Annotated in this window: 12 protein-coding genes and 1 pseudogene; 5 read left to right on the forward strand and 8 right to left on the reverse strand. The window is 61.5% G+C overall.

The genetic code is table 11. From position 1 onward, the window contains the following. Positions 1-27: 27 nt before the first annotated feature. Positions 28-75: pseudogene (locus tag NRS07_RS20325) on the reverse strand (hypothetical protein); the annotation flags it as partial. A 306-nt stretch (positions 76-381) separates the two neighbouring features. On the opposite strand from NRS07_RS20325, the gene NRS07_RS00240 reads away from it, so the two are divergent. From NRS07_RS00240 to NRS07_RS00255, 3 genes are all read left to right on the forward strand, one after another. Next, positions 382-1,764 (forward strand): T6SS immunity protein Tli4 family protein, encoded by a 1,383-nt coding sequence (locus tag NRS07_RS00240; protein WP_259209869.1) that lies wholly within the window; start codon positions 382-384, stop codon positions 1,762-1,764. Positions 1,765-1,983: 219 nt separating this feature from the next. Beyond that, complete coding sequence (locus NRS07_RS00250; protein ID WP_259209870.1) at positions 1,984-3,465, forward strand: T6SS immunity protein Tli4 family protein; 1,482 nt, start codon at positions 1,984-1,986, stop codon at positions 3,463-3,465. 3 nt (positions 3,466-3,468) lie between these two features. Next, positions 3,469-3,735 carry a PAAR domain-containing protein gene (locus tag NRS07_RS00255; protein WP_259209872.1) on the forward strand — a complete coding sequence of 89 codons (267 nt, stop codon included), beginning with the start codon at positions 3,469-3,471 and terminating at the stop codon, positions 3,733-3,735. A gap of 85 nt (positions 3,736-3,820) precedes the next feature. On the opposite strand, the gene NRS07_RS00260 is transcribed toward NRS07_RS00255, so the two are convergent. Continuing rightward, positions 3,821-4,990 carry a diguanylate cyclase gene (locus NRS07_RS00260; protein ID WP_259209873.1) on the reverse strand — a complete coding sequence of 390 codons (1,170 nt, stop codon included), beginning with the start codon at positions 4,988-4,990 and terminating at the stop codon, positions 3,821-3,823. 244 nt (positions 4,991-5,234) lie between these two features. Here NRS07_RS00260 and NRS07_RS00265 point away from each other — a divergent pair, with 244 nt between their 5' ends. Both NRS07_RS00265 and NRS07_RS00270 read left to right on the forward strand, forming a co-directional pair. Beyond that, positions 5,235-5,720 (forward strand): cyclic nucleotide-binding domain-containing protein, encoded by a 486-nt coding sequence (locus tag NRS07_RS00265; protein WP_259209874.1) that lies wholly within the window; start codon positions 5,235-5,237, stop codon positions 5,718-5,720. Further along, a complete protein-coding gene (locus tag NRS07_RS00270) occupies positions 5,717-6,880 on the forward strand; it encodes an AI-2E family transporter (RefSeq protein ID WP_259209875.1) in 1,164 nt (387 codons plus the stop codon). The genes NRS07_RS00265 and NRS07_RS00270 overlap by 4 nt, the downstream gene beginning before the upstream one ends. 39 nt (positions 6,881-6,919) lie before the next feature. Here the strand turns inward: NRS07_RS00270 and NRS07_RS00275 are convergent, their stop codons facing one another. From NRS07_RS00275 to NRS07_RS00300, 6 genes are all read right to left on the reverse strand, one after another. Beyond that, a complete protein-coding gene (locus NRS07_RS00275; RefSeq protein ID WP_259209876.1) occupies positions 6,920-9,202 on the reverse strand; it encodes a YgiQ family radical SAM protein in 2,283 nt (760 codons plus the stop codon). A 100-nt stretch (positions 9,203-9,302) separates the two neighbouring features. Next, positions 9,303-9,599 carry a DUF4404 family protein gene (locus tag NRS07_RS00280; RefSeq protein WP_259209877.1) on the reverse strand — a complete coding sequence of 99 codons (297 nt, stop codon included), beginning with the start codon at positions 9,597-9,599 and terminating at the stop codon, positions 9,303-9,305. Between the two features lie 11 nt (positions 9,600-9,610). Continuing rightward, complete coding sequence (locus NRS07_RS00285) at positions 9,611-9,823, reverse strand: VF530 family protein (RefSeq protein WP_259209878.1); 213 nt, start codon at positions 9,821-9,823, stop codon at positions 9,611-9,613. 142 nt (positions 9,824-9,965) lie between these two features. Continuing rightward, on the reverse strand, positions 9,966-12,092 hold the full coding sequence (locus NRS07_RS00290) for a M3 family metallopeptidase (protein ID WP_259209879.1): 2,127 nt from the start codon (positions 12,090-12,092) through the stop codon (positions 9,966-9,968). A gap of 82 nt (positions 12,093-12,174) precedes the next feature. Further along, the gene (locus NRS07_RS00295; RefSeq protein WP_259209880.1) at positions 12,175-14,322 is read right to left on the reverse strand and encodes a M3 family metallopeptidase; all 2,148 of its coding nucleotides are present in this window, start codon (positions 14,320-14,322) and stop codon (positions 12,175-12,177) included. Between the two features lie 336 nt (positions 14,323-14,658). Next, complete coding sequence (locus NRS07_RS00300) at positions 14,659-14,862, reverse strand: SlyX family protein (protein ID WP_259209881.1); 204 nt, start codon at positions 14,860-14,862, stop codon at positions 14,659-14,661. Between the last annotated feature and the right edge of the window lie 22 nt (positions 14,863-14,884).

Here is a 14,884-nt window from a genome sequence, read left to right on the forward strand (position 1 = left end):
ACAGCGCCTGTTTGCGCTCAACCGATGGGATGACGCCCATGTCGACAGCGCTCTGCGCCAGGCCAGCCAGGGCAATATCGCGATCGGCGCGAAAACACGTTTCGATATGCTCAGCAGCTGACCATCAACTCCAAAGCGGCATGTTCAAGGGAGTTTTCCGCAAAACAGGTATGAACATCAGTCCAGTTATAAAGACCCTCTGGCCATCGCTTCAACCCTGTACAGCATCGTGCGCATTGCCCAGCAGGCAAGTTGGAAATGCTGAAAGGATTACCCATGTACGTAGCCGCTTTCAAACGCGTATGCCCTGTCGTTCTTGCAAGCACGCTGATTCTGATTATAGCGCGTGACCGTTATCCCAGACAATGGAAGTCCCCGAATATGACCGCACTCACACCCCGTCTGCAACCGATGTTCGAGAAAATTAAGCCGGTCTGCTTCGGCCGCTTCATGGTCGATGTGCCGGCATCGGCTACCGTTGCATGGGGCGGTACCGATGTTCCGCTGGGCGTGACCATTTACCGTGACGGCGTAGGTGAGATAAAGGCCTTGGCGCAGAAGTTCATCGAAGAACTAAATAGCGAAAAGGCCCTCAACCATGATGATGTCCCCTTGCTGCTATCAGTAGAAAAAATGGCCGATCCTGAAGGTAAGATTGTGACCGGTTATGAGAGCTTCCAGTCCATCAACGGGCTCAAAATCAATGGTTACTTCAAGCTGAACAGCGATGGCGTGATTATCGATGCACGGCCTTTGAGAGACGGGTGGGATGAAACAATAGCAGATATCAAAAGCATCGCGCGCCGCCTGCGCCAGCGTCCCGAAAACGACATCCCCACCGAGCCAGGCAACTGCCTCGAACATACTTTTTTGCCAGATAAGCAAAAGCCTACACAGGATGACCTTATGGAGCACATCCGCATTGGCTTTCGTCTGAAAGAATTCCCCGACGCGCATTTCTCGATTTATGTCGCGCCCTCGAATCCCCACAACCCTGAGGGCGACTCACTCAAAACCCAGTGGAAGCGCATCAAGGAAAACCCAACCACGCCCGAAGAGAAAGCAGCGCTCGCTAAAATTAACTACTTCCGCGAAAGCTCGCGCCAGATACATGACTGGAAAACCGGCTACGAGGTCCTGGTGCGTAATCCCGACGAAGAACGCGTCCATTCTTATCACGACTTCCAGGCCAAATTCACGGGCGTTCCCCATGACCCGTTCAGACCGTACGCCGACATCCAGTTTCAAACCGGCGTCGGCAACAATGCCGCCGGCTCCATCAAGGCCAGCCTGACCGACGAAGAAGCCATCGCAGTCTGGGACAGAATCACCAGCACAATCCGCGTGCGTCCGACCAGCCTAAAGCCCGTGGAATCGACCGACACCGGCCCGCGCCTGCCGCTGGGCGAACTCGCGGCAACCGGGCGCACCTGCCCGCAAACCGGCTGGTGGGAGCATGATGCGCCGGGGCCAACGGGTGACAGCCGGCGTCGGCACTTCCGGGCCGGCGAACGTATGCCGCATACGGTCGCGATCGGTGAGCCGTCGATCTGGCAAAAACTCCAGGGAGAACGACCGTCCTACCGAACGGCGACGGTCTGGAAACTGGTCAGCTACGATGATGCCCCTCCCGTTGCAGACGTGATCGCGCAGCCAACCTCGATCGCGCAAAGCGCTCCCCCTGATGCCCTTTCAAACGACGCTACCAATACCAGGCACGAAGCTGGCCATGGTGAAGGGACAGCGCCCGTTAAGAAGCGCTGATTCACGCGACAATTCTTCCAGCAAGTGCACCTGGCGATCAGACGGTACCCGCCAGGTCCGCCGACCACCAGCTAAACACCGGCATGTTCAAGGGCATATTCCGCCAGACGGGCTACGAACACCAGTCCAGCTACAAGGATCCACTGGCTGTCGCCTCGACCTTGTACAGCATCGTGCGAATCGCCCAGAACGCAAGCTGGAAATGCTGAAAGGAATACCATGTGCCCGACCGCCATCAGACGCCTCATCCTTGTTCCGCTTGCTGCGGCGAGCCTGCTGCTGGCGGCATGCGCCCCCCACCCGAGAGAATGGAAGACGCCGAACATGACCGCCCTTGCTCCCCGCCTGCAACCCCTTTTCGAGAAAACGAAAACCGTCTGCTTCGGACGGTTCATGGTCGACGTGCCGGCATCGGCCAGTGTCGTCTGGGGAAGCACGGGTGTCCCGCTGGGCGTCACCGTCTACCACGATGGCGTGGAGGAAGTGAAGGGATTGGCCCAAAAGTTCATCGACGAGTTAAAAAGTGAACAGGCCATTTACCTTAATAACATCCCCTTGCTGATTTCGGTTGACGATATACGCCAGCCGGAGGGAAAAATCGTGACTGGGTACGACGGTTTTGAAGCAATTGGCTTGCTGAAAATCAGCGGTTACTTCAGGATGAACAGCGATGGCTTTATCATTGATGCGCGTCCGTTGGAAGAGCAAAAAGACGAAGTCATCGCAGACATACAAAGCATGGCCCGCCGCCTGCGGCAACGTGCGGACGACGAAGCCCCTGCCGAGCCCGGCAACTGCCTCGAGAGGGCCTTCCTGCCCGACTCGCCGGATGACGAGAAGAACCATCCTGGCGAATTCATCAGCATCGGCTTCCGCCTGAAGGAGTTTCCGGACGCCCATCTGTCAATTGAAGTCCGTCCCACCCCACGCGACCCGGAACGTGCATCGCTCAAGGCACAATGGAAGCGCATGAAGGAACCGTTGACGCCCGAAGTGGATGAAGTGTTCGCCAAGGTCAAATACTTCCGCGAAAGCCCACGTCATATCAGGGACTGGACAACTGGCTACGAGGTGCTGATGCGCGCACCCGATGAAAAAGGCGTCCATTCTTTCCATGATTTCGAGCTGAGGTTCACCGGCGTACCTAACGACCCCTTTAAGCCCTATGCGAGCGTCCAGCTCCAAACCGGCGTCGGCAACAATGCCGCCGGCTCCACCAAGGCCAGCCTGACCGACGAAGAAGCCATCGCAGTCTGGGACAGAATCACCAGCACGATCCGCGTGCGTCCGACCAGCCTAAAGCCCGTGGAATCGACCGACACCGGCCCGCGCCTGCCGCTGGGCGAACTCGCGGCAACCGGGCGCACCTGCCCGCAAACCGGCTGGTGGGAGCATGATGCGCCGGGGCCAACAGGTGACAGCCGGCGTCGGCACTTCCGGGCCGGCGAACGTATGCCGCATACGGTCGCGATCGGTGAGCCGTCGATCTGGCAAAAACTCAAGGGAGAACGACCGTCCTACCGAACGGCGACGGTCTGGAAACTGGTCAGCTACGATGATGCCCCTTCGGTGGCAGACGTGATCGCGCAGCCAACCTCGATCGCGCAAAACGCTCTCCCGGATGCCCTTTCAAACGACGCTACCAATACCAGGCACGAAGCTGGCCATGGTGTAGGGGACCAATCCAACAAGAAAGGCTGAGCGATGCCCAACGTGATTCGATTAGGTGACGCAACGTCTCATGGTGGCAAGGTCGAAAGTGTGAGCGCCACGTATTTTACAGTCGACGCAATACCGGTAGCCTGCGTCGGTGACGTTTGCAGTTGTCCCATCCAGGGACATGACAAATGCACGATTGCCGAGGGCGATCCGAGCCACGTCATCAATGGCCGTGCCGTCGCCTACGATGGGCATAAAACGACCTGTGGTGCCGTGTTGATAGCGTCCGTCGACAACTTCAGTGGGCGATGACCCGGCAATCCGTCGATTTCATGGGGCGCTTTCACTTTTCTGATCAGCGGTTCACACAGGTTGAACACGGGTGCGGCAGGGCTGCTTACGCTAACGCATACCGCTGTGGCTGTGGCTGCGGCATCCCAGTCTCAACCCGGTCCCGGCCGCCGTTCTTGGCCACGTACAGCGCATGGTCAGCGCGCGCCAGTGCGGCGCCAAGCGCTTCGCCCGGGTGAAGCACGACCACGCCGATGCTGACCGTCATCGTGTACGAGGTACCGCTGGTGATCACAGTCGCACCCCGCACCGCCAGGCGCAGGCGCTCGGCAGCCTGGCGGGCGCCAATCAGTTCTGTGCCTGGCAATATCGCCGCGAACTCTTCGCCGCCGAGCCGCCCCAGGAGCTCATGCGCGCGCAGGACGCCGCGCGCGGTACGTGCGAATTCGGCCAGCGCCTCGTCCCCCGTAGCGTGGCCGAAGCGATCGTTGATTTGCTTGAAGTGGTCGATATCGATCATGACCAACGCCAGCGGCTGCTGCATGCGCAGCGCGGCCTGGCGCGCAAGGTCGGCGCGCTCCAGGAAAGCATGGCGGTTGGGCAGGCCGGTGAGCGAATCCGTCGTCGCCAGGCGCGTCATCTCCAGATCATCCTTCTGCTTGCACAGGAGCAGAAAGCCGAATCCGTTGACGATCATCAAGAGGTAACCAGCCATGAAAACGCCCTCCTGCGCCGCGCCCTGCCCCATCGGCACGCTACTCACGCCACTGGCAGCCCACAAAGCCACCATCACTGCAAATAGGCCGTCATTGGCGCCAATGATCCGCTGCAGCAGCGAAACGCGATGGCTCCGTGGTCGCAGCAGGATCCAGGCCATGGCTGCAGCGAACAGAGCGACGATGGAAGCAACCAGCATGCTCACAGACGACACGGGAGCGCCGGCGCTGGCGGCAGCAAAGACGACCCCCAGTGCGAGTGCCGAAATTGGCACCAATACCCGCCTCCAGCGCTCGAAACCGAAAAACATGCAGTACGCTGCGACTTCAAGCGAAACGGCGAGCACCCAGCCGGCGCCCTCGATACTGTTCAGGGCGGGAATGCCCAGATAGGGACGCGACCAGCCCAGCAGCTGGCAAACGCCAATGCCGAAACGGGCCCACATCCATAACCGCAAGCCAGGATTGGGCGGGCCGCCATGGGTGTAGCCGGCCATCAGCACTGCGAAGGCGATGTTACCGACGCCGAGCGCAAGCATAAATGAAGGGATGTCGATCACTGACCGTTCCTTGTGTGGCAAACATGCCAGAAGTTAATAAATTGCTTACTTATATTTCTGTATGGAATCATTTTACACGGTTTGCCAAACCATCGTTCACACGTCTGCAGCGACAGCGGGTCAACTGTATAAAGCGCAACAGTCTGGCAAGCGTGCAGCATGGCAACGCAGCTTTTTGATGCGCTGCAGCACGCCTTGGTAGATAATCAACTGACACATTTCAACGCACCAGGATGGAGCACTCGTGATTTTCGGTTTTCTCAAGCCGCCCAAGATGTCGCCGCGCCAGCACCGGCTAAAGAATTCGTCGCTGTTTTCTGCATTGACACCGCTGGAACTGAAGATCGTCGATGGTCTGCTGCACGAGCGCCGCTACCTGACCGATGAGATCGTGTTTGACGAAGGCGAGGAAGGTCAGGCGCTTTACCTGATCATGAGCGGCAAGGTAGTCATCACCAAGTCGCATGCCGGCACCAATCAGGTCGTCGCCGAGCTCGAGCCGGGCAGCTTCTTCGGCGACCTGGCCCTGCTCGACAACTCCCCGCGCAATGCACAGGCGCGGGCGATGGAGCCCTGCGAGATGGCCGTGTTCTTCCGGGCCGATTTCCTTGGCCTGCTGGAGACCGATGCCGTGATTGGCTACAAGATCTCGCTGGCGCTGGCGCGTCACATCGGCCTGCGCCTGCGCGAATGGATGGGCACTGGCCGGCCCCAGCTGGAAGCGCTATGAACGGCGGCGAGCGGGCCGGGCCGGTCGTCTGGACAGGAATCATCGCGGCCACCTGCGTGCTGGTGCTGCTGGTACAGCAGGTGCTGTGGCTGGCGCTGCCCTTCATATTCGGCGCGGTACTGCATTACATCTTGCTGGGACCAATGCAGCGCCTGGTGCGCGCCGGTTTTAGCCGCAATACCGCCGCCCTGATGGTGTGCCTGCTGTTCTTCGCCTTCTTCACGCTTGCCCTGACGGCGGCGTTCTCGTGGAGCGGTGGCCCCGAAGAAGATTCGTGGGAAAAAACCATTGGCCTCTACCTCGATGGCGGCGTCGCCTTCGTGCGCAACACGATGGCCCTGCTCGAGAAGAAATTCCCGCTGCTAGCCGAGATGCACCTGACCTCCACCGTCAACGCAGCCTTCCGCACCTTCACCGACAACTTCGCCGAGCAGCACCTGGGCGAGATCGTGGTCGCGGTGGCGACCTGGATTCCTTCGCTGCTGCTGGTGCCATTTTTGACCTTCTTTTTCCTGCGCGACGGCCTGCGCTTCAAGAGCTTTTTGGCGCGTGCGGTACCAAACGCCTACTTCGAACGCGCTCTTAATTTACTGCACGAGGTCGACCAGACCGCGCGCCGCTACTTCGAAGGCCTGATCAAGCTCACTTTTCTCGATACCGCGGTGCTGGCGCTGGGCCTGTGGGCGATCGGCGTGTCGTCACCCTTGCTGCTGGGCCTGATATCGGCCCTGCTGGCTTGGGTGCCCTTTGTCGGTTCGGTGGCGGGCTGCGTGCTGGTGGTGATCGTGGCCTCGACCGACGCCCCCGACAACCCCCTCATCGCCTACGGCGCGATCGGTGTGTTCGTGCTGGTGCGCCTGCTGGATGACTTCATTTTCATGCCGCTAACCCTGGGCCGCAGCCTGCGCGTGCATCCGCTGGTGACGGTGCTGATGATCTTCGCCGGCGGCGCGCTGGCCGGCGTGGTGGGCCTGATGCTGGTGCTGCCGCTGCTGGGCGTGGTGATGGTCATTGGCGAAACACTGGGTCGACTGGTGACCAATCCGCGCCTGCGAGCGCGGCACCGGTACGCGCGCGCGCTGCGCACCCGGCAGGCCAGCGTGGATCTCGATATCGCGCGCGAGCGGCGCGGAGCGCCCACGCCGAACGCTGGCTTGTAACGAACAAACCGGAGCCTGAGCTCCGGTTGTTCATTCATCTCAGCGCTTGCTGCCGCTTGCCTTGGGTTTGGACTTGATGGTCGACAGGATCGACGGCTTGACCCGGGACGGCGGCGCCATGAACGGCGTGCCGGCAGGCGCACTGCGGCCCCCCGTGCGGCCTTCCGGCGCGCGCGGGGCACGCTTGGACGCTACTTCGATCACGCGGCCTTTCGGCGCGGCGCTTGGCGGGCGGCGCTCGTCGCGCATGCCATGCATGGCGCCATCGTCGGTCGCCGGAATCAGGTGGCGTTCGCCGTTGCCGATCAGGTCGGCGCGGCCCATGCGGCGCAGCCCCTCGCGGATGATCGGCCAGTTTTCCGGATCGTAATAGCGCAAGAACGCCTTGTGCAGCTTGCGCGTCTTGCCGCTCTTGGCCGTCTCGACGGTTTCCGAATCTTCGGTGACCTTGGCCAGCGGGTTCTTGCGCGAGTGGTACATGGTGGTCGCCATCGCCATCGGCGTCGGCGTGAAGGTCTGTACCTGGTCGAGCTTGAAGTTGTTCTTCTTCAGCCACAGCGCCAGGTTCAGCATGTCCTCGTCGGTTGAACCGGGGTGGGCCGCGATGAAATACGGGATCAGGTACTGCTTCTTGCCCGCCTCGAGCGAATACTTGTCGAACAGGCGCTTGAATTCATCATAGGCGCCGATCCCCGGCTTCATCATTTTGGAGAGCGTGCCGGCCTCGGTGTGCTCCGGCGCGATCTTGAGCAGGCCGCCCACGTGGTGGGTGACCAGTTCTTTCACGTATTCGGGCGAACGCACCGCCAGGTCGTAGCGCAGGCCGGAACCGATCAGGATCTTCTTGATGCCAGGGATCGCGCGCGCCTTGCGGTACAGCGAGATCAGCTTGCTGTGGTCGGTACCGAGATTGCTGCAGATGGTCGGATATACACACGACAAACGGCGGCAGGATTCCTCGATCGTCTTGTCCTTGCAGGCCAGGCGGTACATGTTGGCGGTCGGGCCACCAAGGTCGGTGATCGTGCCGCCAAAGTTCTTGGTGGTGTCGCGAATCAGTTCGATCTCGCGCAGGATCGAGGGCTCCGAGCGGCTCTGGATGATGCGGCCTTCGTGCTCGGTGATCGAGCAGAAAGTGCAGCCGCCGAAGCAGCCGCGCATGATGTTGACCGAATAGCGGATCATTTCCCAGGCCGGGATATGGGCCTTGCCATAGCTCGGGTGCGGCGCGCGTGCGTACGGCAGGTCGTAGACGTTGTCCATCTCGTCCATCGCCAGCGGCAGCGGCGGCGCGTTGAGCCAGACGTCGCGGTCGCCGTGGGCCTGCACCAGCGCCCGCGCATTGCCCGGATTCGACTCGAGGTGGAACACGCGCGAGGCGTGCGCATACATGACCGGGTCGACACTGACGGTGTCGAAACTGGGCAGGCGCACCACGGTCTTGCGCGCCTTTTCACGGGCGGCGGCCTGGCGCTCTTCGCGCGTCATGATGATGATGGGTTTGGCCACCGGCTCCGGCGCGGCGTTGTCGAGCGCGCAGGCGGTCGGGTCTTCCAGCGCCATCGCATAGGGATTCGGCTGCTTGTCGATGCGGCCCGGCACGTCGACCCGGGTCGAATTATGCACGCTCCATTCGTCATCCGGCAGCCAGCCTTGCGGCACCAGGAAGGCGGTGCCACGCAGGTCGCGAATGTCGCGGATCGATTCGCCCGCGGCCAGGCGGCGGGTCACATCGACCAGCGCCCGCTCGGCATTGCCAAAAATGAGCAAATCGGCTTTCGATTCGAACAGCACTGAGCGGCGCACCTTGTCCGACCAGTAGTCGTAGTGGGCAATGCGGCGCAGCGACGCTTCGATGCTGCCGGCGATGACCGGTACGCCTGGGAAGGCTTCACGGGCGCGTTGGCAATAGACGGTCACGGCGCGGTCGGGACGCTTGTTCGGCTCGGCGTTCGGGGTATAGGCGTCGTCGGAACGGATCTTGCGGTCGGCCGTGTAGCGGTTGACCATCGAGTCCATGTTACCGGCGGTGACACCCCAGTACAGATTCGGCTTGCCCAGCGCGCGGAACGGCTCGACCGAGGTCCAGTCGGGCTGGCTGATGATACCGACCCGGTAGCCCTGCGATTCGAGCAAGCGGCCCACCAGCGCCATCCCGAAGCTCGGATGGTCGATATAGGCATCGCCGGTAATCAGGATGATGTCGCACGAGTCCCAGCCCAGCGCGGTCATTTCGGCGCGGGTCATCGGGAGGAAAGGCGCGGCAGGGCCGCGGCTGGAGCGCTTGACGACGCTCGCGAAAAGGTTTACTGGGGAGTTCATTGGCCGGTATTGTACCGGAAAACCCGTTCGGGTCGGCCTGCCGGCCGAAAAATGGCTTACTTATCAATGACTTGTGGTAAGTCAGCAGGCCAGTACCAGTTCAAATGCCCATATTCGACAGGATATTGCCTAATTCGCGCAGGCCGGTCGAGACGGTCGGGTGGCGGGCATTGAAGCGAGCCGCCAGTTCCTGGGTGCGCGAGGACAGGCCATACGTATTGTTGTCGAGCTCTTGCTCGGCTCGGCGCTCGAGCACTTTGTCGATGTCGCCGTCGAGCTGGCGCAGCAGGGTTTCCAGTTCGGGGTCGACGTCGCCGGTTTCCTGGAGCTGGCGGTGCAGGGCTTTGAGCCGCGTTTTCAGGATGGCATCGCTATCGTTGATATTCTCGTTCAGCATTGTCGTTCTCGCTAGTTGGTAAAGCGGGTTTCAAGGTACAGCGCCTCGACCTGCTCGCGCGCCCACGGGGTGCGGCGCAGAAACTTCAGGCTCGACTTGATGCTCGGGTCTTTCTGGAAGCAGTTGATATCGATCCGGCGGCCAAGTTTTTCCCAGCCATAGTGCTCGACCAGGCGGGTTAACACCGATTCTAAAGTAATACCTTCGAGGGATTGAACACGCATTGCTTGGGATTTGTTCTGGAGATGGAGTCATGTGCAGTTATACACTGGATCGGAACAATGCCTGCGGGTGCGGCGCTTCGTGCGCTGGTTGAACCGCACCGCGGGCAAGCTAGCGGCTGCGTTATCGCAGCCGCTAGCAGCATCAGTTCCCGGTCAGGCCCCGACGCTCCAGCAGCGGCTGCACCTTCGCATCGCGTCCGCTGAAGTTGCGGTACATCTGCATCGCATCGAGCGTACCCCCGCGCGACAGCAGCGTCTTGCGGAAGTGGTCGCCGTTCTTGCGGGTCAGGCCGCCGTTTTCCTTGAACCAGTTGACGGTATCGGCATCGAGCTTCTCAGCCCACAGGTAGCCGTAATAGCCGGCCGAATAGCCGCCCGAGAAGGTGTGCGAGAAATACGTCGTGCGGTAGCGCGGCGGCACCAGTGCGAAGTCCACGCCGGCTTTCTTGAGCGCTTCGGCTTCAAAGGCCAGTACATTCGTCGGGATCTGGTCCGGCCCCAACTGGTGCCAGGCCTGGTCCAGCAGCGAGGCGGCCAGGTACTCAGTGGTGCGGAAACCTTCGTTGAACTGCTGCGAGGCTTGTACCTTCTCCAGCAACTCTTTAGGCATCGGCGCGCCGGTCTGGTAATGCTTCGCGTAGTTGGCCAGCACTTCCGGATAGGCCATCCACATCTCGTTGACCTGCGACGGAAATTCGACATAGTCGCGCGGCACGCGCGAGCCCGAGAAGCGCGGGTATTTCACATCCGAGAACATGCCGTGCAGCGCGTGGCCGAACTCGTGGAACGTGGTGCGCACTTCGTCATACGTCAGCAAGGTCGGCTCGCCCGCGGCCGGCTTGGCAATGTTCAGGTTGTTGGCGATGACCGGTGTCGTCCCCATCAGCTTGCTTTGCGCGACCAGGGCATTGGCCCAGGCGCCGCCACGCTTGTTGGCGCGTGCATATGGGTCAAAGGTGAAGATGGCGAGCTGCTTGCCATCGACGTCGAACACGTCGAACATGCGCACGTCTTCGACATAGCTTGGCAAGTCCTTGCGTTCCTTGAAGGTAATGCCGAATTCCTTGGTCGCGGCGAAGAACACGCCATCGACCAGCACGCGGTTGAGCTCAAAGTACGGTCGCAGCTGGCTGGCGTCGAACGCATACTTGGCGGCGCGTACCTTGTCGCTGTAGAAGGCCCAGTCGTGGGCGGCGGCCTGGAAGCCTCCTTTTTCGGCATCGATCACCTGCTGGATCTCGGCCGCCTCCTTGCGTGCATTGTTCACGGCCGGCTTGGCGAATTCGGCCAGCAGGCTGTTGACGGCACCGGTGGTCTTGGCGGTCTGGTCTTCCAGGCTGTAGGCGGCGTGGTTCGGGTAACCCAGCAGCGTGGCGCGCTCGGCGCGCAGCTTGACCAGCTTGAGCACGAGCTCACGGTTATCGAATTCACCGCCGCGCGAACCGCGCGCCATCGAGGCCGCCAGCAGCTTTTCGCGGGTGGCGCGGTTGGTCAGTACCGACAGGCCGGCCTGCTGCGTGGTGTTCACCACGGGAATCACGAACTTGCCTTTCAGGCCACGCTTTTCCGCTTCCGCAGCAGCGGCATCGATCGCCTTTTCCGGCATGCCGGCCAGTTCAAGGCGGGTGTCGACGACCAGCGCCGATGCATTGGATTCTTTCAGCACGTTCTGGGCGAACTGGGTCGACAGCGCGGCCAGTTCACCGTTCATCGCCTTGAGCTTGAGCTTGTCGGCATCGGACAACTTGGCGCCGGCGCGGACGAAATCGGTGTGGTAACGCTCGACCAGGTATTGCGATTCCGCGTCCAGGCCCAGCTTGGTGCGCTTGTCGTACAGTGCTTTTACGCGCGCGTACAGCTTCGGGTTCAGGCGGATGGCGTCGCTGTGGGCGGACAGTTGCGGCGCCAGTTGCTTGTCGAGCGCCTGCAGGGTCGGGTTGGTGTACGAACCGTTGAGGGTGCCGAAGACAATGCCGACACGGTTGAGCAACTGGCCCGAACGCTCCATCGCGACGATGGTGTTTTCAAACGTTGGCGCGGCCTTGTTGTTGGCGATCTTTTCGATCTCCGCGGCCTGCTGGCGCATGCCCTCAAGGTAGGCCGGAGCGAAGTGCTCGTTCTTGATCTTGTCGAAGGCAGGGTACTGCAATGGCAGGGTGCTCGGCTTCGCGAACGGGTTCGACGCTTCGAGCATCGAGCTTGGTGCGGCATAGGCCAGGTTGGCGGCGACGCTGGCAGCGGCGACCAGCAGGATGTGGGGACGGGTCATGGGCTCTCGTTATGGTGGGTAGTGAGAACAACACGCCGTTCCTTTCCGCGGCTTATGGCTGCAGAAAGGAACGGCGCAGGGATTAATTATCGGTCAGGCCGGTCTGCGTCAGGCCGCGGCGCTCGAGCAAGGGTTCGATCACAGGATCGCGGCCGCGGAAGTTGCGGAACAGGTCCATCGCATCTGCCGTACCGCCGCGCGAGAGCAGCGTCTTGCGGAAGTGGTCGCCGTTCTTGCGCGACAGGCCGCCGTTTTGCATGAACCACTGCACCGTGTCGGCATCGAGCTTTTCACTCCACAGGTAGGCGTAGTAGCCGGCCGAATAGCCGCCGTTCATCGAGTGCGAGAAATACGTGGTGCGGTAACGTGGCGGCACCGGTGCGAAGTCCACGCCGGCCTCCTTGAGCGCCTGGGCCTCGAACGACAGCACATCAAGCGGGACCTGCGAGGGCTTGAGCTGGTGCCAGCGCTGGTCGATCAGCGAAGCGGCCAGGTATTCGGTCGTCATGTAGCCCTGATTGAACTTTTTAGAAGCGACCACCTTGTCGAGCAGCGCCGATGGCATCGGCGCGCCGGTCTGGTAGTGCTTCGCATAGTTGCTCAGCACTTCTGGCCAGATTGCCCACATCTCGTTGACCTGCGACGGGTATTCGACGAAGTCGCGCGGCACGCTGGTGCCCGAGAAATGCGGGTATTTCACGTTCGAGAACATGCCGTGCAGCGCGTGGCCGAACTCGTGGAACATGGTGCGCACCTCGTCGTAGGTCAGCAGCGTCGGCTGCCCGGCGGGCGGCTTCGGGATATTCTGGTGGTTGCCGACCACCGGCTTGTTGCCCAGCAAATGAGACTGCGAGACGTATTCGTTCATCCAGGCGCCGCCCTGCTTGTTGCCGCGTGCATAAGGGTCGAACAGGAAGATCGCCAGCTGCTCACCGTCGTGGTCGAACACATCGAACACACGCACATCCGCGTCGTACACCGGCAGGTCCTTGCGTTCCTTGAAGGTGATGCCGTATTCCTTGGTGGCGGCGAAGAACACGCCGTCGGTCAGCACGCGGTTGAGCTCGAAATATGGGCGCAGCTGGTTCTCGTCGAAGTTGTACTTCGCGGCGCGCACCTTGTCCTGGTAGATCGGCCAGTCGTAGCTGGCAACCTGGAAGCCCCCTTTCTCGGCGTCGATCACCTTCTGGATCTCGGCAGCTTCCTTGCGCGCGTTGTTTACGGCCGGCTTGGCCAGTTCGGCCAGCAGCTTGTTGACGGCAGCCGGGTTCTTGGCGGTTTCCAGCTCCTGCGAATAAGCCGCATAGTTCGGGTAACCGAGCAGCACGGCGCGCTCGGCGCGCAGCTTGGCCAGGCGCAGCACCAGCGCGCGGGTATCGAATTCGCCGCCGCGGCTGCCGCGGTTGAGGGACGCGGCCATCAGCCGCTCGCGCGTGCCGCGGTTGGTCAATGTTGCCAGCGGCGGCTGGCTGCTGGTATTGACGAGGGCGATCGCATATTTTTCTTTCAAGCCGCGCTTTTGCGCCTCGAGCGCGGCGGCATTGATCTCGGCATCCGAAAAGCCGGCCAGCTCGGCGCGCGTATCGACGATCAGCGCCGATGCATTGGCTTCCTTGAGCACGCGCTGCGAAAAGTCGGACTGCAGCGAAGCGATCTCGCTATTGTATTTCTTGAGCTTGTCCTTGTTGGCGCTGGACAGGTTGGCGCCGGCGCGTACGAACTCCTTGTACACGCGCTCGAGCAGGTGCTTCGACTCAGCGTCCAGGCCAAGCGTGGCGCGCTTGTCGTGCAGCGTCTTGACGCGCTTGAACAGGGCCGGATTAAGGTAGATCGTGTCGTTGTGCGCCGCCAGCTTGGGCGACATCTCGCGATCAACCGCGTCGAGCGTATCGTTGGTGTTGGCGGTTTGCAGGTTCGAGAACGTTGCGGCTACGCGCGAGAGCATCTGGCCGGCCCGCTCCATTGCCACGATGGTGTTGTCGAACGTCGGCGCAGATTTGCTGGCCGCGATCGCGTCGATCTCGCGCAGGTGCTCGGCCATGCCGGCCGCGTACGCAGGCAGGAAGTGCTCGTTCTTGATCTTGTCGAAGGCCGGGTAGTGCAGCGGCAGGCTGCTTGGCCGGGCGAACGGATTGGAGGCGTCGAGCGAGGCTGCGGCAGGCGCCGCGAATGCAGCCGCGTGCGCAAGCGCGAGGCTGGCGGCAACGATGAGCAGGTTTGGTCGGTTCATGAGTTCTTTCACGGGCTCTTGGAAAGGAGCTGCCGGACGTGCTCGACAGCCGTTGCGCGAAGATCATAGCAGGCTTGGTCGCACATCGTCACGTCAAAGCGCGTACGCGTAGCGCATGTAATTACGCGCCGTATTGACGTTTGCGCCTGTCCGGCCAGGCCGGCGCAGGGTTGCTACGAACGCCTTGTTCGCAGCTGGCGCGGGCGCCGCGGGGTAGTGCTGGCGGGGTGGCGGTAATGGGCAGCGTCGACAGCGATTTGCAGGCTGTGTCTGGGACAGCGCTTGGGGCTAACGCTGACACGCGAAGCTAATGGTGCGCAGTGAAGCCGGCACCGATCAGTAATGCGGCGGGCGTTCGTTGACCGGCCCCTGGCGGCTGGTCTGCAGGTTACGGACATGGTCCGCCAGCGCGGCCACCATCGCTTCGAGCTTGTCGATACGGCGGCCTTGCTGGTAGATAGTCTGGTTCAGGGTCTCGACCAGGTCTTCCTGGTGCGCGACCTTGATTTCAATGTCGACGAAACGGTCTTCTTGGTTCACAGCAGGATCCTCGCGCTAAAGC

Source organism: Massilia sp. H6 (assembly GCF_024802625.1).
Classification (GTDB): Bacteria; Pseudomonadota; Gammaproteobacteria; order Burkholderiales; family Burkholderiaceae_D; genus Telluria.

Coding starts and splice junctions, on each gene's coding strand:
- NRS07_RS00240 (WP_259209869.1), top strand. CDS start 382: ATGACCGCACTCACACCCCGTCTGCAACCGATGTTCGAGAAAATTAAG.
- NRS07_RS00250 (WP_259209870.1), top strand. CDS start 1,984: ATGTGCCCGACCGCCATCAGACGCCTCATCCTTGTTCCGCTTGCTGCG.
- NRS07_RS00255 (WP_259209872.1), top strand. CDS start 3,469: ATGCCCAACGTGATTCGATTAGGTGACGCAACGTCTCATGGTGGCAAG.
- NRS07_RS00270 (WP_259209875.1), top strand. CDS start 5,717: ATGAACGGCGGCGAGCGGGCCGGGCCGGTCGTCTGGACAGGAATCATC.
- NRS07_RS00275 (WP_259209876.1), bottom strand. CDS start 9,202: ATGAACTCCCCAGTAAACCTTTTCGCGAGCGTCGTCAAGCGCTCCAGC.
- NRS07_RS00280 (WP_259209877.1), bottom strand. CDS start 9,599: ATGCTGAACGAGAATATCAACGATAGCGATGCCATCCTGAAAACGCGG.
- NRS07_RS00285 (WP_259209878.1), bottom strand. CDS start 9,823: ATGCGTGTTCAATCCCTCGAAGGTATTACTTTAGAATCGGTGTTAACC.
- NRS07_RS00290 (WP_259209879.1), bottom strand. CDS start 12,092: ATGACCCGTCCCCACATCCTGCTGGTCGCCGCTGCCAGCGTCGCCGCC.
- NRS07_RS00295 (WP_259209880.1), bottom strand. CDS start 14,322: ATGAACCGACCAAACCTGCTCATCGTTGCCGCCAGCCTCGCGCTTGCG.